General features: G+C 32.9%; 13 protein-coding genes and 1 tRNA gene. 8 read left to right on the top strand and 6 right to left on the bottom strand.

What is annotated here, in order from left to right; translation table 11 throughout:
- Together HNP35_RS09845 and HNP35_RS09850 are read left to right on the top strand one after the other, a co-directional pair.
- Positions 1–2,541 (top strand): ribosomal protein L7/L12, encoded by a 2,541-nt coding sequence (locus HNP35_RS09845; protein WP_184160853.1) that lies wholly within the window; start codon positions 1–3, stop codon positions 2,539–2,541.
- Positions 2,531–4,276: a hypothetical protein gene (locus tag HNP35_RS09850; protein WP_221433435.1), complete on the top strand. Its 1,746-nt coding sequence runs from the start codon at positions 2,531–2,533 to the stop codon at positions 4,274–4,276. The genes HNP35_RS09845 and HNP35_RS09850 overlap by 11 nt, the downstream gene beginning before the upstream one ends.
- Positions 4,277–4,332: 56 nt before the next feature.
- Here the strand turns inward: HNP35_RS09850 and HNP35_RS09855 are convergent, their stop codons facing one another.
- The 3 genes from HNP35_RS09855 to HNP35_RS09865 form a co-directional block, all read right to left on the bottom strand.
- On the bottom strand, positions 4,333–6,111 hold the full coding sequence (locus HNP35_RS09855) for an AMP-dependent synthetase/ligase (RefSeq protein WP_184160859.1): 1,779 nt from the start codon (positions 6,109–6,111) through the stop codon (positions 4,333–4,335).
- Between the two features lie 152 nt (positions 6,112–6,263).
- Complete coding sequence (locus HNP35_RS09860; protein ID WP_184160862.1) at positions 6,264–6,716, bottom strand: hypothetical protein; 453 nt, start codon at positions 6,714–6,716, stop codon at positions 6,264–6,266.
- Between the two features lie 143 nt (positions 6,717–6,859).
- Positions 6,860–9,271 (bottom strand): TonB-dependent receptor domain-containing protein, encoded by a 2,412-nt coding sequence (locus tag HNP35_RS09865; RefSeq protein WP_184160865.1) that lies wholly within the window; start codon positions 9,269–9,271, stop codon positions 6,860–6,862.
- A gap of 245 nt (positions 9,272–9,516) precedes the next feature.
- Between HNP35_RS09865 and HNP35_RS09870 the strand changes: the two genes are divergently transcribed.
- Entirely contained in the window at positions 9,517–9,798 is a 282-nt protein-coding gene (locus HNP35_RS09870; RefSeq protein WP_184160868.1) for a hypothetical protein, read from the top strand.
- Between the two features lie 227 nt (positions 9,799–10,025).
- Here HNP35_RS09870 and purL read toward each other — a convergent pair whose 3' ends face one another.
- Together purL and HNP35_RS09880 are read right to left on the bottom strand one after the other, a co-directional pair.
- Positions 10,026–13,679, bottom strand: coding sequence for a phosphoribosylformylglycinamidine synthase (gene purL / locus HNP35_RS09875; protein WP_184160872.1), 3,654 nt, complete (start codon positions 13,677–13,679; stop codon positions 10,026–10,028).
- Between the two features lie 530 nt (positions 13,680–14,209).
- On the bottom strand, positions 14,210–15,718 hold the full coding sequence (locus HNP35_RS09880) for a hypothetical protein (RefSeq protein WP_184160875.1): 1,509 nt from the start codon (positions 15,716–15,718) through the stop codon (positions 14,210–14,212).
- Positions 15,719–15,983: 265 nt separating this feature from the next.
- Between HNP35_RS09880 and HNP35_RS09885 the strand changes: the two genes are divergently transcribed.
- The 5 genes from HNP35_RS09885 (at position 15,984) to HNP35_RS09905 (ending at position 20,520) form a co-directional block, all read left to right on the top strand.
- Positions 15,984–16,412, top strand: a complete 429-nt coding sequence (locus tag HNP35_RS09885) for a PaaI family thioesterase (protein WP_184160878.1) — start codon at positions 15,984–15,986, stop codon at positions 16,410–16,412.
- A gap of 31 nt (positions 16,413–16,443) precedes the next feature.
- Entirely contained in the window at positions 16,444–18,504 is a 2,061-nt protein-coding gene (locus tag HNP35_RS09890) for a M48 family metallopeptidase (RefSeq protein WP_184160879.1), read from the top strand.
- On the top strand, positions 18,497–19,564 hold the full coding sequence (locus HNP35_RS09895) for a chorismate-binding protein (RefSeq protein ID WP_184160883.1): 1,068 nt from the start codon (positions 18,497–18,499) through the stop codon (positions 19,562–19,564). The genes HNP35_RS09890 and HNP35_RS09895 overlap by 8 nt, the downstream gene beginning before the upstream one ends.
- A gap of 86 nt (positions 19,565–19,650) precedes the next feature.
- The gene (bshB1, locus tag HNP35_RS09900) at positions 19,651–20,367 is read left to right on the top strand and encodes a bacillithiol biosynthesis deacetylase BshB1 (protein WP_184160886.1); all 717 of its coding nucleotides are present in this window, start codon (positions 19,651–19,653) and stop codon (positions 20,365–20,367) included.
- A gap of 79 nt (positions 20,368–20,446) precedes the next feature.
- A tRNA-His gene (locus tag HNP35_RS09905) sits at positions 20,447–20,520 on the top strand.
- Between the two features lie 352 nt (positions 20,521–20,872).
- On the opposite strand, the gene ypfJ is transcribed toward HNP35_RS09905, so the two are convergent.
- Entirely contained in the window at positions 20,873–21,724 is an 852-nt protein-coding gene (gene ypfJ / locus HNP35_RS09910) for a KPN_02809 family neutral zinc metallopeptidase (protein WP_184160889.1), read from the bottom strand.
- Positions 21,725–21,836: the final 112 nt, after the last annotated feature.

Consider the following 21,836-nt stretch of genomic DNA (forward strand, 5'->3'; position numbering starts at 1 on the left):
ATGGAACTAGAAAAATACGTTCAATCTTTTGAAGATTATTTTTGGGAATTTGATAGTCGGCTTTCTTCTGATAATGGAAGTGAGGTCATATCAATTCCGAACACATTTACCATTGCTTACGAAGAATTTATTTTTGAAATTTTAGAGTTTTTATCTGATGATGGTTTTCCGCCATTTGGCTCGCTTTTACTTGCTATAATAGGAACAAATCAAGAAAATGAAGGTTCTATTTATGTGATAAGCCTTAAAGCGGAAGAGAAGATTAAATTAAACAAAGCTTCGTATGCTAATCCTGAGGGTGAGTTCTTCAGAGTTGGTGCAGTGATAGACTTTTTAAAAATATTATCGTCTCTACCAGAAGAATATAAAAGAGGCGAAAAACGTTTAGAGCTTTTTCAGACAATTTTTCATGATTGCCATAAAAGAGTTTCGTCAGAAAAGGCAAAAAAAATACTTGATGAATATCGTGAGAAGAAAAAAAATGGAATAAAATTTCAAGACAAACAGCCTTTTAATCTGGGTAATTTTATTAAAGATTTTAGAACAATCGCACTTTTAAAAGCAAAGTTTCCAACGGTTCAGTCGATTTTAGATGCTATGGCAAATTTACCGCAACAGGATTTAAATGATAAGTTGGAAGATGAAATTTTAGAAGAAAAAAAACTATCTGAGAATGTAACCGATTTTGTAGATCAGCTAATTGAAGATGATAGGACATTTCAAGTTGGAAGTTTGATAAAACGTTTATGGTCTGGTTTAAATATTCCGTTACATCATAATCATCCTAGCCAACAGCCTTTAGGAGGCATTTCAGACTTGACTAATAAAGGAGATTTTGATAAACTGGTCATCTCTGAATTTGCTCATGATGACGATGTTTTTATGTCCAGAATTGCAAATAATGAAGCTTTATATATACAAAGAGAAGTTCCGCCAGAAGCAGATAAATTTCAGCGTATTTTGTTGATTGACGTTTCTCTTAAAAACTGGGGAAATCCTAAAATTTTGTCTTTTGCTTCAGCAATTGCGATTGCAAGACATCCTAAGACCGATATTGAGTGTAAAGTTTTTGCCGTTGGAGATTCATTCAAAGAAATTTCATTGGATAATATCAATGAAATAATTTATTCTTTAGGCGAACTTAATGGAAAACTAGAATGCTCAAAAGGACTTGATGCCTTTTTTAAAGAAAATAAAATTGAAAGCAAAAATCAGGAAGTGTTTCTTTTTTCTTCAGAAGAAAGTTTAAAACTCGCTCCTATGCAAAAAGCGCTAAGTGATTATTTTTCTGAGATTAAGTATGTTTTTGAAATGGAATTGGAAAGCATTAAAATCTTCAAAAACCATAATAAAGGCAGGAAAATGTTACAGCATATTATTATGCCGTTAGATGAATTGTGGGTAAGAGACCACACAAAAAAGTATGCCGTAAAAGACCTTTCAGAAAATACAATTCCATTATTTTATCCTGTAGAAAGAACTTATCAAAACATATTTTCTTATGAGAATGAGAGTTTTGTTTACATGAATAATAGTCTGTTTAAGTTTGGTGATGAAAAATTTGAAAAAGGTTTTGTAAAAATAGCTTCGAATCTTCCTTTTAAAAATGGAAATTTTGCGATGAAAGTAAATAGCGAAGGAGAAAGAATCTTGTTGTATAATTATTTTAATTTCAGGCAATATGTTAGCACAATTAATCTGAATACTTATGAACTAAAAAACAGTGGAGATTTTGCTAGTGAAATAAATGCAGGAAATGTAAAAGTATTTGAACATGAAAACGAATTCTATTTTACAGATAATATTAATTTTTGGCTTATTGATGATGATTTTAAGGCAAACAAACTTGATGGAGTTGATATAAAAAAAGTTTATGATAATTATTTTCAAAAAAGATCTGTGTTTGTAAATCTTTTTAAAAGTTCAAAAATAAAATACAATATCATTAAAAAATTAGATGCTGCAGTAATTGAAGAAGGAAATTTAAAAATAAACGATTATTACATTTCAAACTTGTTATTTCAGAAATACAGAAACTTTATGAGAAAACCTTCTGAAGTTTTTTTTGAAGAAAGAGTGAATTTGATTCTCAAAAACAAAGGAACATCAGCTGTTAATTTATTTAAAACGCTAAAACAATTTACCGATAAAAGTCCGCTGGAAATTAAAGAAATTATAGACTACGATTTTAGTGTCATTCTTAGTAACGTAAATCGAGATGAAGCAGAAAAGTTAAAGAAAGAAATAGAAAAAAACGGTGATGTTTGTTACATAGAAACACAATATTTAATCACTGCAGACGGAAGTAAAATAACGAATCAAAATGGAATTCTGATTTTTGAAAGCAGCAATAAGCAGATAGAAACGTTTTATATTCCTTTTGTAATTAATATTCCAACTGCCATGGCATCAAAGACAGAGTTTACAGGAAACAACTATTTTATTTCGAAAGAATACCAGCAAATGAGTATGGATACCGAGGTTTTTAGGGAAAAGTATCTTAATTCTTTTATTCAGAATATATTAAACCATGGAGCTTAAATTAAAGATAAATTCGAAAAATATATTTCCAAAGGAAGGCATTTTTATTAAAAGTGCCTCTGTGGAAATATGGCTTAAAGAAATTCAAAAAATGGGCCTAGCACTTGATAGTATCAAGGTTTTTCCCATTCCTTCTTCAAAAGCGAATGAATTATTTGGTTGCTTGGTTTTCAATAAAAATAAAATCAGTTTAACAGATATTGATAAAAATAACTGTTGCCAATTAGTAGAAAATAAACTTTTTATTCCTGAATATACGACAATCGAGCCTCAGTTAACAAAAGAAGAATGGACTAAATTGTTCTCTGAATGTTATCATTTTCTGCATCCTGACATTGGTTTGGTAGAATTGGATGAAGAGGTTAATTGGAATGATCTCGTTGAGGTTTCGGAAGAAAGAAGCATTAATATTCTAGAGCCATCCAAAACAGTTTCAATTCCTCAATTTATTTCTTCTTTCCGTTTAGAAGTTGATGCAGAAAAGATTTTGGAAAACATTGAAAATCCCTATTCAGAAGAGGAAATGATTGAAAATTTGCCATTCAATATCCAAAAATTATTGAATGGAAATCAGAAGGAAATGGACAAGTTTTTGGCCTTTTTAGAAAAAAAACCTGAAGTAGCTTTAAAAATGGCAATTCCGTTAGATACACTTGGAACAGGAAGAGGAGGAGCTTATGGGAAATTTTATTTTGGTTCGAATGGTGGTTCTTTTGGACAAGGAATCGGAGGCATAATTGGAAATCTGAGTTCTTCGGCTTCAGGAGTATTAAGATGGATTTTTGTTTTGATTTTTGTATCTGTAATTAGAGGCTGTAGCTTTAACAGTAATAGTTTTGGTGATTATCCATTTTTTACTGTTCTAATAATTCTATTTGTCGTTGTTTTTATTGTTGCACTTGCATTACAAGGATCTTCTTCACGCTCAATTTCACGCTCTGGAAGTTCTGCTTTGCTTGATTCGCAACGTTTTAATACATTGCAAGATCGATATGAAAAACTAGCAGAAAAATATATAGAGCAGAAAGAATACTCCAAAGCGGCTCATATTTATATAAAGCTGCTTAAGAATTATAATAAAGCAGCAGGAGTTCTTGAAAATGGAGAAATGTATAATGAAGCTGCTGCAATTTATTTAAAGTACCTTAATAATAAAGCAAAGGCTGCGGAATGTTATGAAAAAGGACATGCATACAGACAGGCAATTGAAATTTATAAAGAATTAAATCAAGATGAAAAAACTGGCGATTTGTATTTGATTCTAAAAGAAAAGAAAGAAGCAGATAAATATTTTCAGAAAGTGATTGACAGGTATAAAGCTAATTTTCAGTATGTAAAAGCTTCATTGATCTACAAAAATAAGATTGGAAATATTTCTGAAGCACAAGTGCTACTAAGAGAAGGCTGGCGAACCAATAAAGATGCTTACAATTGTTTGAATAATTATTTTAGTAACATAAAAACAACAGATGAGTTGGCAGAAACTATTTCGGAGGTTTATGGCAAAGATGTTTCAGAAACAAATTCAGAATCTTTTTTACAAGCAATAAAGCAAGAGTTTAAAAGAGATCAAAAGATGGAAGAATTGACAAAAAATATTGCCTACGAAATAGTAGCCAATAAAATTGATAAGAAACCGGAAATAGCTTTAGAGTTACTGCATTTTAACGAAAAAAATAGATCAATGCTTAAAGATGTCATGAAGTATAAAATTAAAGCTGGAAAGAAGGCTTAAATAAAAACGGCTGTCAATTGACAGCCGTTTTCGTTTGGTTATATTATTTTGATTTATTAATTGTTCCCGTAGATTTTTGCGTAAAGATCTTTGTAAATTTCTTTAATGATTTTACGCTTTAATTTTAAAGTAGGTGTTAGCTGTCCGCCGTCGATAGACCAAACATCTGGTGTAAGTTCAAAACGTTTTACTTGTTCCCAATGTCCAAACTTTTTGTTGATTCCTTCAACTTCTTCGTCGATACGTTTAATAACATCTGGATTTTCACTGATTTCTTTATCTGTACTTCCTAAAGTAATTTTATGGATTTTTGCCCATTCTTTTACAAATTCAAAGTTTGGCTGAATAAAAGCAGCTGGCATTTTTTCGCCTTCTCCAATAACCATAATCTGCTCAATAAAACGAGATTGTTTCATAGCATTTTCGATCATTTGTGGTGCAATATATTTACCTCCAGAAGTCTTAAACATTTCTTTCTTACGGTCAGTAATTTTTAAGAAACCTTCACTATCAATTTCTCCAATATCTCCTGTATGGAAATAACCATCTTGTAAAGCCTCAGACGTTTTTTCAGGATCATTGTAATAGCCTAGCATTACGTTTGGACCTTTTATTAAAATTTCACCGTCTTGAGCAATTTTAACTTCAAGATTACGAATTGGTTTTCCAACGGTTCCAATTTTAAAACCTTTATTTCTTTGATCGTTTACAGCAATTACGGGAGAAGTTTCAGTTAAACCGTAACCTTCCATAACCGGAATTTCTGCTGCAGCAAAAACTCTTGTTAAACGTGGTTGTAAAGCTGCACTTCCAGAAACCATTAAATCTAAATTTCCGCCCAAACCTTCTTTCCATTTGCTGAAAATCAATTTGCGGGCAATTTTTAATTGGAATTCATACCAAGCTCCATTTGCGCCGTATGGTTCATATTTTAAACCTAAATCAATTGCCCAGAAAAACAGTTTTTTCTTAATTCCTGTTAGTTCTGCACCTTTGGCATAAATTTTATCGTAAACTTTTTCTAAAAGCCTCGGAACAGCTGTAATTACAGTTGGACGAACTTCTTTTAAGTTATCACTGATTTTGTCAATAGATTCTCCAAAATAAACTGAAACACCGTAATATTGATAGATGTACAAAATCATTCTTTCAAAAATATGGCAAATAGGCAAGAAGCTTAAAGCCGTACTTTTTCCTGGATCAAACGGAATTCTTGGCGCACTGTCCAAAACGTTTGAAACAATATTTTTATGTGAAAGCATTACTCCTTTAGGTCTTCCGGTTGTTCCAGAAGTATAAATAATCGTTGCTAAATCGTCTGTTTTTATACTGTCTTTTCTAGCTTCAACTTCATTTTGATTGCTTTCATCTTCTCCAGCTAACAGCAAATCTGTCCAATGTTTACAGCCTGCAATTTCATTAAAAGAATATACTTCTTTTAATGTTGGAACATTAGCTTTAATTGCGTTTACTTTTTGTAAAACTTCTTCATCAGAAACGAAACAGTAAATACTGCCACTATGATTTAAAATATATTCATAATCTTCCTCAGCAATCGTTGGATAAATAGGAACATTTTGAGCACCAGTCTGTAAAATACCAATATCCATGATATTCCATTCGGTTCTATTGTTTGAAGTAATTAAAGCAATTTTATCATCTTTCTGAACGCCCATGCGCAATAATGCTCTCGAAACAGCATTTGCTTTTGCAATATATTCCTGGCTAGATGTTTTTTCCCAAGCTCCATTTTTTTTGGTTGCAAGAGCGACTGGAAGGTTGTAAGTTTCTTGTTGATAGTAGGGAAAATCAAAAAGGCGTGTGATTGGAACCATGTTTAAAATATTGAATTTTACTGCAAATTAAATAAAATTTGGGTATGATTTTTAATTTTATAAAATAAAATGGCAAATTTTATGGGTACTATTAAAATTCAACGAAAACGTTTTCTTTTTAATAGTAAATTTTGCAAAAAAGAGAGAAAAATTTATTTACTATATGGTTTTTTCATATCATTATAATCTTCGTAATCTTTCATACGCTCGCCCATAATGAACATTTTCTTTTTGTTGAAGTGAATAGAAAATTGAGTGTAATTCCAATCTTCTTTATTTTTATCTCTATACCAAAAAGTGTAGGTGGCACTATTAAATCCTTCTTTAAAAGTAGGAACGCCTTCTTCTGTGCATTCGATACCCCAAACAATATTTTCTTTTGTTAAATCTTCAAATTGAAAAACACCGCTTCCGTCTTCATTTAATTGTACAATAGGTTCTTTTTTGCCTTCAGAAAAAAATGTTCCAACAACAGGATATCCGATTGTAGTGGTAATATAATGATCATGAACTTTATACGTAATCTGATCGACTTTGATTTGAGAATAAGTTTGAAAAACAGTTAAAAAGAAACTGCTGAAGAGAAGTAATTTTAAAAATTTCATTCTATGTAGGTTTAATGTTTTTGGGATTGAAAAATCTAATAGCCGATTTTTGGTTTGGCGAATATAAATTAAATTTTCAATAGAATCGAACGTTAAAAATACAAGAATGAAATTTTTAGTTTTTAATGATTTTTGGTAAGTTTTTACTCCGTAGAAAACTGATTTTCTAGTAATTTTTCTTTAAAATCAGATCTAAAAGTATAAGCAAAAGTCACCATCAAAGCGCGAGTATCAGATTTAGAAGTTCTGTAGTTTCTAAATAATAAAGTATTGTTTTTATAACCACTTTCTAAGGTGTTAAACATATCGGTAACGACTAATCCCAATCGGGCATTTCCTTTTCCTAATTTTTGCTGAAAACCCATATCTATATTATAAATCGGAATTCGTTTTCCTTGCGGAGTGGCAACGGCAGAATTGTAATTTCCAATAATTTGAAGTTTTCCGCCTTTCCAAGGAAGAAAATTATTGATGATTTTTCCGTACCAGCTAAAAGCATTGTTGGTAACATCTTCTACACCTTCTAAATTGCCCACATCAATATTTTGCTGAAAAGCAGTAAGGCTAATATTCGCATCATAGAATGAAATTGGTTTTAATGTGAAAATAGTTTCAAGTCCGTAAGTTATCATGCTGCCAATGTTTTGTGGTTGCAATAAAACAGCTCCATTTTCCTGAAGTATAGAATATTGTCTAATCGTATTGTTGGCATTTCTATAAAATGCATTTCCAGAAAGAGAATATTTATCCCAATCTTTATTATAGCTTAATTCGGCAATATGAATAATTTCTGGTTTCAAATACGGATTTCCACCATGAGGATTCAAAGCGTCTGTAATATCCACAAACGGATTTAAATCATCTAAATCTGGACGGTTAATACGTTTGCTGTAACCTAATTTTACAGATTCGTCAGATTGCAGATTCAGTTGTATCGATGCAGACGGAAAAAGTTTTAAATAATTATTTGAAAAGTTATCGCTTCCATTTTCTGTTTTTCCATTATTTGAAACTTGTTCTGCGCGAAGTCCTATATTGTATTTCCATTTCTGGTTTTCTTTAGAACCCGAATAGGAATTCCAAAGTCCGTAAAGAGCATTTATTTGTTCGTTAAAGTCAAAAATATTGCTTGTTAGTGGATTTACAACATATTCATTATTGATAAAATCGGCACTTTGAAAATCAGAATTAAAGAATCTGAAAGTTCCTTTGTATCCCGTTTCAATCATCGATTTTTCTGAAATTGGAAAAGCATAATTTAAAATAGCGTTAGAAATGTTTTCTTTAGAATAGTTATGCGTTCGCTGTAAAAACGGATCGCCAATTACAGTTTCATTTTCATCGTATTGATTGGTGTCAATATCGGTATTTTCTCTTCCAAAATTGAATGAAGTTGTAATGCTTGCATTTAAGCTTTTTCGATCATCTGCAAATTTTCTGTCATAATTGAAAGCCATTTCTGCCGCTTTAGCTTTCTGTATTTCCATAGAATGACGTTGATTTCCAGAAAAAAACTGATTTGAATTATTAAAAATATCTGTTTTTAATGTTTCATCATTGTCTTTATTTTCAAGGTTTCCAAGTGCTTCAAATGAAAATGTGTTTTTTTCATTTGGAGAAAAATCAACATTAAATTTTAAATTCTGCAAGCCTTCCGTTCTCTGATCATGCCTTTTTTGATTGATAAAATGTTCATCATCAATAAAATAATTTGTTCTTTCACCTTTTATGCTTTTAGTTCTTCCTGCAAAACGATTATCGTAAGCAATTCCTAAATTCCATTTGTCAGTTTTATTGTTTAAAAGAACCGAACTGTTCATTCTTCCTTTTGCTCCAAAACCAGCGCCAAGAACCGCAGAACCATTCAATCCGTTTAAATTATTTTTTTTGAGTTTAATATTTATAATTCCGCTTTCTGCATTAGCATCGTATTTTGCTGTCGGACTTGTGATAATTTCAATACTTTCAATACTGCTCGCTGGAATTTGATTCATATCGGTAATAGCAGAATTTTTTCCGTTAATTAAAATCAAAGGCGTTTTCCCTCTTAGTGAAATAGCATCGTCAGCATCTACAGCAACAGTTGGAATGTTTTTTAGCATATCAATTGCTGTTCCGCCAGATTGTGAAATATTCGATACGGTATTAAAAACAAAACCTTCTGCAGTTTTTTGAATTTGTTTTTTCTGAGAATTTACAACGACCGTGTTTAAAAGATTAGCATCTTCCTGTAAAGTTATATTTCCAAGCGAAATTGAATTTCCACTATATTTTACTTTTTGAGTGAATGTCTTAAAACCAATTAATCTTAGTTTTAAAATATAATCTGAGGGATTGATGTTTTCGAGAATAAATTTTCCTGTAGCATCCGTAACGGCGTATGCAATCGTTTTGGTTGTATCGCTAACTGGTTTTAAAACAACATCAACAAATTCGATAGGAGTTTTTCCATCCGAAACGGTTCCGTTTATCGAATTTTTTTTCTGACTAAACGAGTTCTGACTAAAGGCAAATAATAAAATTGCTGCGACTAAATTTTGTTTCCATTTTTCCATGTCACAAAGTTATTTTTCGAATGAAATAAAGCCGAATAAAGCGCCTTAAGATATTATTAAATTAGACTTAGGGCTTATTAATGGTTTCCTTTGAATAGAATTAAGTTGTGTAAAAAGGGGATTTTTCCCCTCTCAAAAACGGGAAATTTCATAGCATAATTAAAAAGCCTAAATCTTACTTTTATCCCAGTCATAATGCGGAAGCCGAAAAGCAAAAGAGTAGGCTTTATATAAATTAGAATATTATGGAAACTGCTTTTTTCTTAGCGATGGGATGGTGCGGTACAAAGTACCCAGGCTGGTGGCGCGAATTATTAAAAAAACATCCAATTCCAGAACCAGAGCCTTGGTGGATTATTTCGACAATTGGTTTAGGCTTAATTGCTGGATTAGCCGGCGGAACAATTTTTAGTATTATAGTTAGAGAAAGTCAATATTTCTCTGGACAAACAGCAATCGCTTCAGGATTATTTGCTTTTGGAACTGCTAATATTGTAACAGGAATAGCATCAGCTTTTAAAGATTAAAATATGAAAATGCCCTGACGATGTGGGGATAGCGTCGAGGTGTTTTTTAGCCACGAATTACACGAATTTTCACGAATTATTTTTTTTGCCACAGATTAAAATGATTACAGTCTTGCTTTTTATTTGCACAAATAAAACAAAAGAAAATTCGCGAAAATTCGTGTAATTCGTGGCTATCAAAAAAAAACGCCCGATAAATTCGGGCGCTTCTTGTGAAAATATATTTCTTAGTTTTTCTCAATCCATTTTCTGGCATTAACAAAAGCTTCGTGCCAAGGCGTAACCTCGTCATTTCTGTCTTTTGGATAATGCGCCCAGTTCCATTGGAAAGTCGAACGCTCAATATGAGGCATCATAACCAAATGTCTTCCCGTTTTGTCACACATCATTGCGGTGTTGTAATCAGAACCGTTTGGATTTGCTGGATAACCTTCGTAAGCATATTTAGAAACAATGTTGTATTGATCTTCTGCATAAGGCAATTTGAATTTACCTTCTCCGTGAGAAACCCAAACTCCTAAAGTGCTTCCAGCCAATGTCGATAACATAACTGAATTATTCTCCTGAACTGTTACAGAAGTAAAGATACTTTCGTGTTTCTGGCTTTCGTTGTGGTGCATTTTTCCGTGAATTTCGTGCTCTGGATTAATAACTTCTAATTCCATAAACAACTGGCATCCGTTACAGATTCCAACAGAAAGTGTATCTTCTCTTTTGAAGAAATTATCTAAAGCTGTTTTTGCTTTTTCGTTGTACAAGAAAGCTCCAGCCCAACCTTTAGCCGAACCTAAAACGTCTGAGTTAGAGAATCCTCCAACTGCTCCAATGAATTGGATATCTTCAAGAGTTTCACGTCCAGAAATTAAATCCGTCATGTGAACGTCTTTTACGTCAAAACCTGCTAAGTACATAGCATTTGCCATTTCACGCTCAGAATTACTTCCTTTTTCACGGATAATAGCCGCTTTTGGTCTTGGTTTAGAGTTGTCGATTTCTGGTTTCCTTCCTGTAAAATGTGTTGGGAAAGTATAATTTAAAACCTGATTTTTATAGTTTTCAAAACGTGCCTGAGCTCTTCCGTTTTTAGATTGTTTTTGATCTAATAAATAAGAAGTTTCGAACCACACATCTCTGTATGTTGGAATATCCAATTTATAAGCTCCAAATTCCAAACTTGCTACGCTTTGAACTGTACCTAATTTGAAGAATTCGATATTGTTAGCTTTTAATTTAGCTTCAACTGCCGCGTCAGATTTAGCTTGGAATACGATTCCGATGTTTTCTGCGAAAAGGATTTTCAACAAGTCTTTTTCTGCGAAAGCGCTGAAATCAATTTTAGCTCCCAAATTTACATCAGCAAAACACAATTCTAATAAAGTTGTGATCAAACCACCGCTTCCGATATCGTGTCCTGCTAAGATTTGGCTTTCGCCGATTAATTCCTGAACGGTATTAAATGCATTTTTGAAGAAAGAAGCGTTTTTAATAGTAGAAGTTTCATTTCCGATTGTATTTCTGATTTGTGCAAAAGATGAACCTCCTAATTTGAAATCATCTTGAGACAAATTGATATAATAGATTGAATCTCCGTTTTTCTGTAAAACTGGTTCAACTACTTTTCTAATATCAGTACAGTTTCCAGCAGCTGAAATAATAACCGTTCCTGGCGCAATTACTTCGTCGTTTGGATATTTTTGTTTCATTGAAAGTGAATCTTTTCCTGTCGGAATATTGATTCCCAATTCAATTGCAAATTCTGAACAACCTTCAACTGCAGCGTATAAACGAGCGTCTTCACCTTCGTTTTTACAAGCCCACATCCAGTTTGCAGATAAAGAAACTCCTTTTAACTGATCTTTAATTGGAGCCCAAATAAGGTTTGATAACGATTCTGCAATTGCATTTCTAGATCCTGCAACTGGATCAATCAAAGCAGCGATAGGAGCATGACCAATAGAAGTTGCAATACCTTCTTTTCCTAAATAATCCAAAGCCATAACTCCAACATTATTTAAAGGCAATTGTAACGGACCTGCATTTTGCTGTTTAGCTACTTTTCCTCCAACGCAACGGTCCACTTTGTTCGTTAACCAGTCTTTTGAAGCAACAGCTTCTAAACGTAAAACGTCTTTTAAATATGATTCGAAATCTCCTGCGTTGTAAGCAACGTCAGCATATTTTCTGTCAACTGTATTGTCAGTCATAACCGTTTTTGGAGAACTTCCGAAGAAATCTTCTAAAGCATAATCCATCGGTTTTGAACCGTTTGTTTTAGATTCGAATGTAAAACGGTGATCTCCCGTTACATCTCCAACCTCGTACATTGGAGAACGCTCTCTGTCAGCAATTCTTTGTAAAGTATCGATATCTTTTTGACCAATAACCAATCCCATTCTTTCTTGAGATTCGTTACCGATAATTTCTTTTGCAGAAAGTGTTGGATCTCCAACAGGCAATTTATCTAAATCGATCAAACCACCAGTTTCTTCTACCAATTCAGAAAGACAGTTTAAGTGTCCGCCCGCACCGTGATCGTGAATAGAAACAATTGGATTATTGTCGCTTTCTACTAAACCACGAATCGCATTTGCAGCACGTTTTTGCATTTCTGGGTTTGAACGCTGAATCGCATTCAACTCAATTCCTGAACCGAAAGCTCCTGTATCTGCAGAAGAAACCGCAGCACCACCCATTCCGATTCTATAGTTTTCACCTCCAAGAATTACAATTTTATCGCCTTCTTTTGGTTTGTGTTTGATAGATTGATCTAATTTTCCATAACCAATTCCACCCGCTTGCATGATTACTTTATCGTAACCAATTTTTCTGTTTTCTTCTTCGTGTTCGAAAGTTAAAACAGAACCGGTAATAAGCGGTTGACCAAATTTATTTCCGAAATCAGAAGCTCCATTTGAAGCTTTGATCAAGATATCCATTGGCGTTTGGTACAACCATTTTCTTTCTTCAACTGCATTTTCCCATTTTCTGTCTTCTTTCAAACGAGAGTAAGAAGTCATGTAAACAGCAGTTCCGGCTAATGGCAATGATCCTTGACCTCCAGCTAAACGGTCACGAATTTCTCCTCCAGATCCTGTTGCAGCTCCGTTGAAAGGCTCAACTGTTGTTGGGAAATTATGTGTTTCTGCTTTTAATGAGATTACAGAATCAAATTCTTTTATTTCGTAGAAATCAGGTTTGTCTGCCGATTTTGGTGCAAATTGCTGCACTTTTGGTCCCTTTACAAAAGCAACGTTGTCTTTGTAAGCAGAAACAATATCGTTAGGATTTTCCTGAGATGTTTTTTTGATTAATTTGAAAAGAGAAGTTTCTTTTTCTTCTCCGTCGATCACAAATGTTCCGTTGAAAATTTTGTGACGGCAATGCTCTGAGTTTGCCTGAGAAAAAGCAAAAATCTCTGAGTCTGTTAATTTTCTTCCTAGTTTAGTCGAAAGATTGTTTAAGTAATCAACTTCTTCTTCGCTTAAAGCTAAACCTTCCACTTTGTTATAAGCAGCGATATCATCAATTTCTAAAATTGGTTCCGGCTGAATGTTGATTGTGTAGATTTCTTGGTCTAATCCATTAAATTTTTGAGAAAGCATTGGGTCAAAATCATTGAAATCTTCCGTTGCAGGATGAAATTCCTCGATTCTGATAATACCTGAAATTCCCATGTTTTGAGTAATTTCTACGGCATTGGTACTCCAAGGTGTAATCATAGTTGCACGCGGACCAACAAAAAAATCCGTCAAAGCGGATTTCTCGATCTTATGTGCGTCGGCAAAAAGCCAGTTTAATTTTGAAATGTCTTGAGCTGAAATTTCGTTTTCCGTTTGTACGGCAAAAACAGTTTTGCTTTGGTTTTCAAAGAAATGGATCATTTTGTGTGTTTGTTGTATTGAGGTGCAAATTTAGTCAATTCAAACCAAAAAAAAAAGCAACGAACAACGCCTTTTTAATTATTTATTTTTACTCTATTTTACCCTGAAAATGCAATTTTTTTGCTTCTGATTATGCTCGAAATTTAACATTTTTTGACATTCAATTTTTTCTTGTAAACGTCTGTTGTTTTTCAAATTTTAATCAAAAATGTATCACGTGAAGAAGAAGGGATTCTTAAAATTTAATTACAAATTTTTCTAAAGGAAATCCGAGAAATTTGCAGAAAGAGGAAAATTTTATTTGCCGCGAAGGCGCGAAGTCGCAAAGATTTTTTGTCAAAAACGGAATGATTTCCGTCATTTTATGTCATTTCGACGAAGGAGAAATCTTCACGAGAAACTCTACAAAAATTAGAGATATTCTGTACGGAGCTACTTGCGAAGATTTCTCCTTCGTCGAAATGACAAACTTTGTGGAATACTTTGTTAAAAAAAACTTTGTGACTTAGCGCCTTCGCGGCAAATAAAATTTACTTCGGGAAATCCTGACTCTGATAAGCGCCCAAATCTGGCGGAGAAGTTCTAGTAATTCCCAAAATATCAGTTGGAATTATAAATGCCTGATTCCCTTTCGCGAAAGCGGCAGAAGTTTTATCAATATTGAATTTATTCTGAGAAACATTATAAAACTTTGGATTTTCGTTTAGAATGATATTGTTATAATGTTCGGTATCGGTTTTAAATTGATAAAGTGGATTTGTTGTGCTTCCAAATTTTAATAAACAATTATTTAATTGGTAGACAAACGGAGAAGCCGTGTTTTTACTTAAATTGAATTCATTGAAATTTGAACCATAAATAATACAATTGTTAAAAGTTGCTTGTGTTAAGGCGTTTGATTCTGGAGAAGCTCCGCTTAAACTATTACTTATGTTAACAGCAAAGTGAGAAGGATTAGACCAATTATTATTGAAAGTACAATGCGTGAATTTATAATTTCCGCCATAAACGCAAGACAAACTTGCTAAACCAGCATAATTAATCACAATGTTTTCGCCGACAATTTGAGCGTTTTGAGCCAAAATCCCATATTCAGCGCAATTGTAAATCTGTGAGTTTTGAATTGTAATGGTATTGAAAGGATTTTTAAAATCTAATCCGATAACAGCATTTTTTAAAGTCAAATGATTGATGGAGTGATTGGTACTTCCGTTTGCAAAAAGAACCGATTTCCATTGTCCCGGAATATCCGAGTAAAGTGATTCCAGACGATCGCCTTCAAAAATAACTTCGTTTTCGAGTTTATCTGTTGTTGAGGTTGTTCCGTTAATTTTTAATGAAGCATTATTTGCTATATACAAACCTGAATTAGCATGAAAATGAACTCTTGAGCCAGCTTCAAAAGTTACAGTTTTGTTTTCTGGAACACCTGCGTAACCATAAATTACGTACGGTTTTTGTTTGGTAAAAATAAGTTCATTTCTGTTTTCTGGATCATTTTCGCTGAGATAAAATCCGTCAACATCTTTGCCTTCGATGTTTATTTTTTCTTTTGTTCCGTCTGGATTTTGATTTGGATATAAAAAAACAGCATCTTGAATTAAAGTTACCAAAGCCACTTCCTGAAGATTAGCGCCGCTGTCAAACTGAATTTCATCGGTATATAAAAAATCTGTCGGATTGGCGTCTGTAATATCGGCTGTGGTCTCTATAAAAATGTAAAGACTGTCTTTTGCTAAAAGCGTAACATTATTAAAGATCTTTCCGTTGTTGCCAGTCATTCCGTCAACCGTCATACGGTATTTAGAATTTAAACCTTTTTTAAGCTGTACAACTGGAATCGAAATATCATTTTTACTTCGATTATACACTTTTAATTGGTAAGTACTTGATCCAATATTTTTAAAAACAGTATCCAAATAAACCGTGTCTTTTGAAAACTTCAAATCTCCAGTACTCGCAACAGTGTCAAAGTCCGTTCTACAAGAACTAAAAGCTAGAATTAAACCCAGAACAAAGATTGCAAAGTATTGACGCATTATTTTTTCTTTTTTTTGCCACGAATTACGCGAATTTTCACAAATTAATTGAGTTAAAATTCTTGGAAATTTGTGAAATTCGTAGCTATATATTTTTTAATCTTTTAAATCTGTGGCAAAAATAATCAGCCAAGATTTATGTTTATTGTTTTTGTAAAAATAGCAAAAAACTGACAAGTTTATAATTGATTTTTAATTTTAGAATCCGTTTTTTCGCTTTTGTATCTTATCTTTCTTTAATTTTACGATTTTAAAGATTATTTTAATGAATTATACAAAAGAGCAAATTTTGGCGCGTTGCAATGAGTTTTCTAAAAACACATTAATGGAAACGCTGAAAATTGAATATATCGACGCCGGAGAAGATTTTTTAACTGCAAAAATGCCTGTAAATCCAAGCGTTCACCAGCCAATGGGATTATTGCACGGCGGCGCTTCTGTAGCTTTAGCAGAAAGTGTTGGGAGTGCGGCTTCCTTCTTTTTTATCAATCCGAAAGAGCAGGAGGTAAGAGGAATCGAAATTTCAGCAAATCATCTAAAAAGTATTCGTGAAGGTTATGTTTTTGGCACAGCCAGAATTATTCACAAAGGAAGAAGTCTGCATTTATGGGAAATTAAGATTACCGATGAAGAAGGTAATTTGGTTTCGCTTTGCAAATTGACGAATATGGTTTTGGAAAGAAAGAAAATTTAAAATATATTATAAACTAACTTTTTCAAGTTTAATGACGCAAAATTACAAAGCTCCAGTTACTTCGACTTTCAAAAGGATGACCACAAAAGCGATTCTTTCTGTTTTGTTTTTCTTTTTTGTTTATATTTTTCTAATTCTTTGCGGAGTAGGTATTACAGCTTTGGCAGCTATTGGCGGTATTATGATTATCGCTGCCAAACCAACATTTATAACTGTTATGCTTGGTGCTGGGCTTTTGTGCATGGGAATTCTTGTTTTGATTTTTCTCTTTAAGTTTATGTTTGTAAAACATAAGATCGATCGCTCTCATTTAATTGAAATTACCCGTGAAGACGAACCCAAATTGTTTGCTTTTATTGATGAAATTGTAAATGTTGTAGAAACTGATTTTCCCAAAAAAGTGTATTTGTCTTCAGATGTTAATGCCTGTGTTTTTTACGATTCGACTTTTTGGAGTATGTTTTTGCCAATTAAGAAAAATCTTCAGATAGGAGTTGGTCTTGTCAATTCTGTTTCAGAAATTGAACTTAAAGCTATTCTTGCACACGAATTTGGACATTTTTCACAAAAAAGCATGAAAGTGGGCAGTTATGTTTATAATGTGAATCAAATTATTCATAATATGCTTTATGATAATGATTCGTATAACTCGATAGCTCAAAGTTGGGGAAGTGTAAATGGATATTTTGCATTTTTTACTGCGCTTGCCGTTAAAATTGTTGCAGGTATTCAATGGATTTTACAGCAAGTTTATAATGTTGTAAACATTAGTTATCATGCATTATCGAGACAAATGGAGTTTCATGCAGATGCTGTTGCAGCTAGTGTTACTGGGTCAAAACCTTTAATTACTTCGTTATTAAGGCTAGATCTTGCAGATCATTCTTTTACTACCGTTTTAGAGTATTACGGAAAAAAAATCCCAGATTCGATAACAACGGAGAACCTCTATTCACAACAAGCATTTGTGATGAATTTTATTGCTGTAAATAGCAATTTAAAGGTAGAAAATGATTTACCTCAATTAACACCAGAATTTTTAAGCAGGTTTAATAAGTCTAAACTGGTAATTGAAAATAAATGGGGAACACATCCAAGTACTGAAGACAGAATTAAGGAGCTAGAAAGATTGAATTTGGATGTTATCAACGAAAATAATGCGTTAGCTATTGGGTTATTTAAAGATGGTGTTGCATTGCAAAACAAGTTTACAAACAAAGTGTTTTCTTCAATCTCATACGAGAATACTGTTGTTTTTCATAATAATGAAGAGTTTGTAAAAGAATACAAGAATGATTTTTTTGCTAATTCATTTGATGCTACTTATAACAAATATTACGATAGTAAAAATATTGAAGTTCTCGATTTGAATTCTTTAGCTGGAAAATTACCTCAAAAAAATCTTAAGGATTTGTTTAGTAATAATGCAGTTGATTTAATTTACAGTACAATTTCTTTGGAAAATGATATTAATACATTGAAGCAGATTGTAAGCGGAAATTTCAAAATAAAATCATTCTCTTATGATGGGCATAAGTTTTTTGCTAAAAATGCTCAAGAACTAGTAAATGAATTAGAGCTTGATTTAAAGAAAATCAAAGAAGAAATCATTGAAAATGACAAGCAAATCTATTTGTACTTTTTAGAATTGGCAAAAAATCAAAATAAAGATATTGAGCTAAATGAACTTTACAAAAAAATCTTCGAATTAGATAAAAGCTATGATTACAAAATAGATTTTTATGTGAAAATGATGCATGCTTCTGAGTTTATTTACAGAACATGTACAGTCGAAGTGATTAATGAGGGAATGAAACTTCTGAAAAAAGAAGAAGTGAAATTTAGAAAACAAATTGAAAAACTCTTAGATGATGCTGTTTATGAACCAGTGATAACTGTAGAAATAAGAGCTTCATTCAATAAATATTTATCTGAAGAATGGGTTTATTTTAATGGCAATCAATATCTGGAAGAAGTATTGCAATTATTAACAGAATCACTTATGAATTATCATTTTGTTATTTCAAGAACTTTCTTCCAAACAAAAAAAGAACTTTTAGATTACCAAGTTCAACTTTTAAAACATGAATAATTTTTTTTCAAAAACAAAACAACATTACAATAAAAATTTACCTTTTGTAATTTACTCAAAACCCAATGCTGAAAGTCTATACGGGCTTTTGCAGCAAAATAATAGTTTATATAAGATTACTGATTACACTGAAAAAGGATTTGTTTTTGCTTCATTTGATGAAAGGCAATTGATTCTTATTCCAGAAAATGAATCTGAAATTATAACGTCTGAAAAAGAAACTACATCATTTAATTCAATCGAAATTGATGATTTGAGTTTTGATCCCGAAGCTAAATTTCAATATGAATATTTAGTCGCTCAGGGAATTCAAGCAATTAAAAACGAGGAATTCAAAAAAGTAGTTTTGTCACGTAGTGAAGAAGTGCTTTTATCCGAATTTGATTTTATTGAAACTTTTCAGCATTTAGTTCAATTATATCCTGCAACATTCTGTTACTGCTTTTTTCATCCTAATGTCGGTTTTTGGATGGGAGCAACGCCGGAGAAACTTTTAAAAGCAAACGGAAATGTTTTTGAAACTATGGCTTTGGCAGGAACTCAGAAAGACAGTAATCAATCAGAAATTATTTGGCAGCAAAAAGAAAAAGACGAACAGCAGTTTGTAACCGATTTTATTGTAAAAAGACTTCGTGAGTTTGCTGCTTCAGTAGTCGTTTCTGAGCCGTATAGTTTGAAAGCTGGATCAATTTGGCATATTAAAACGGATATTTCAGGAGTTTTAAAAGAGAATTCTACTTTGGAAGAAGTGATCGATACGCTTCATCCAACGCCGGCTGTCTGTGGTTTGCCAAAGAAAAAAGCAAAAGCCTTTATTATAGAAAACGAAAAGTATGATCGTACTTTTTACAGCGGTTTCTTGGGTGAACTTAATAGCAGTTTTAATGAAGGCAAAGCTAGTTCTGATTTATTCGTAAATTTGCGAAGCATGCAAATCCTAGAAAACAAAGCTATTCTGTACATGGGATGTGGTATAACAAAAGAAAGTATCCCAGAAAAAGAATGGGAGGAAAGCGTCAACAAATCGATGACGATGAAAAGAGTATTGAAAATAGCTTAAAAATAGTTTAAAGTTTAAAGTTTCAGGTTTCACGTTCTACACGTAACTTGAAACTTTAAACCTGAAACAAAACAAACAAAAAACAAATGAAACTAGACATATTAGCCTTTGGTGCACATCCGGATGATGTAGAATTGGGTTGTGCGGGAACCATTTTAAAAGAGGTTTCTCTTGGGAAGAAAGTAGGAATCGTTGATTTAACACGCGGTGAATTAGGAACGCGTGGAACAGCTGAAACCAGAGATCAGGAAGCAAAAGATGCGGCGAAGATTTTAGGCGTTCTAGTGCGTGAAAATTTACGCATGCGTGATGGATTTTTTGTAAATGACGAAAAACATCAATTGGAGGTTATAAAAATGATCCGTAAATACAAACCAGAAATTGTATTGTGTAACGCAATCGATGACCGTCATATCGATCACGGAAAAGGAAGCAAATTAGTTTCTGATGCTTGTTTTCTTTCTGGTTTAATGAAAATCGAAACTTCGATTGATGGCAAGCCACAAGAAGCTTGGAGACCAAAAGTGGTTTATCATTATATTCAGTGGAAAAATATTACTCCAGATTTCGTTGTAGATATTACGGGATTCGAAGAAAAGAAAGTAGAAGCGATTTCGGCTTATAAAACACAATTTTATGATCCGAATTCGAAAGAACCTGCAACACCAATTACGAGTAAAAACTTCTTTGAAAGCTTAAATTATCGTGCGCAAGACCTAGGAAGACTAGTTGGGAAAGATTTTGCTGAAGGTTTTACAGTTGAAAGATGTTTGGCAGTCAACAGCTTAGAAGATTTGATATAATTTTTATGAAAATTTTTCATTTTTTTCTTTGTAGAACTCAACCTTTGTTCTATATTTGCACTCGCTAAGCAGAAAAATGGTGGTTGTAGCTCAGCTGGTTAGAGTAGCGGTTTGTGGTGCCGCGGGTCGCCGGTTCGAACCCGGTCAGCCACCCAGATTTAAAGCCTTGAAGAAATTCAAGGCTTTTTTGTTTTTATACTTAAACAAATTTCAAGACACAAAATCCCAAATTCCAATTTAAAATATAGCTTGCGGTTTCAACCGCGTTGACGATGTGGATATGCGTTTTGGTAACGTTACGTTCCAGAGGTTGAAACCGCTGGCTATGTTTTCATATATTGATTGACAATTTAGACGAAGACGAAAATAGATCAGTTTGTTATGTTTCTTTTTTATAAATAAAGGTTTCAATCTTGTAAGATTTGGAATTTAAAATATTGAAAATTAAAAAAGCACAACTGCTAAGTTGTGCTTTTTTTGGTGGTTATTATATTTGGTTTATGTATTATCGAATTTCTTCAAATGTAGTTCCTTGTTTAATATCGCCAGTTTTGTAACCTCTATTAAACCAATACATTCTTTGTTCAGATGATCCGTGCGTAAAAGAATCTGGAACTACATGTCCTTGCATTTTACTTTGAATAGCATCGTCTCCAACTGCATTTGCGGCACTTAAGGCTTCTTCGATATCGCCTGGATCTAAATTTTCCTGATTGTAATGTGCCCAAACTCCAGCATAAAAATCTGCTTGCAATTCTAAAGCGACTGATAATTTATTTGCTTCTGCTTCGCTTTTTCCTTGCTGATCTTGACGCATTTTTGCAGATGTTCCTAATAAAGTCTGAATATGATGTCCAATTTCATGAGCAATTACATAAGCAATGGCAAAATCGCCTCCTTTTGCTCCAAATTTGGTTTTTAATTCTTCAAAAAAAGCTAAATCCATATAAACTTTTCGGTCTCCAGGACAATAAAAAGGACCAGAAGCAGATGATGCACCGCCACAGGCAGTTTGTACAGAACCTTTAAAAAGAACTAATTTTGGTTTTTCGTAAGTCATGCCATGTTCAGCAAAAATTTTACTCCAGATGTCTTCATTATCTGCCAAAATAACTCTCACAAAATTCCCCATTTCTTCATCTTCTTTGCTTAAAGGTGCTGCTGCTTCGGTCTGTTGATTTTGTCCACCTTGCAGTTGCTCTAAAACAGGAGTAATCATTTGGGCATTTTCGCCTCCGAAAACATTTACTAAAAGGATAATGATACCAATTATTCCACCGCCGATTACGGCTTTTCCGCCAGATATACCTCTTCGGTCTTCTACATTATCACTTTGTCTTCTGCCTTGCCATTTCATATTGATTTGTTTTTAAACTGATTATCTAAAAGGATGTACGAATTTATAGATTTTTTATGATAAATTTCTCAATTGCAAGATTAATGTTTGGTATTTAGTCGTATTTGAAAGT

The organism is Flavobacterium notoginsengisoli (genome assembly GCF_014207905.1).
GTDB classification, from domain to species: domain Bacteria; phylum Bacteroidota; class Bacteroidia; order Flavobacteriales; family Flavobacteriaceae; genus Flavobacterium; species Flavobacterium notoginsengisoli_A.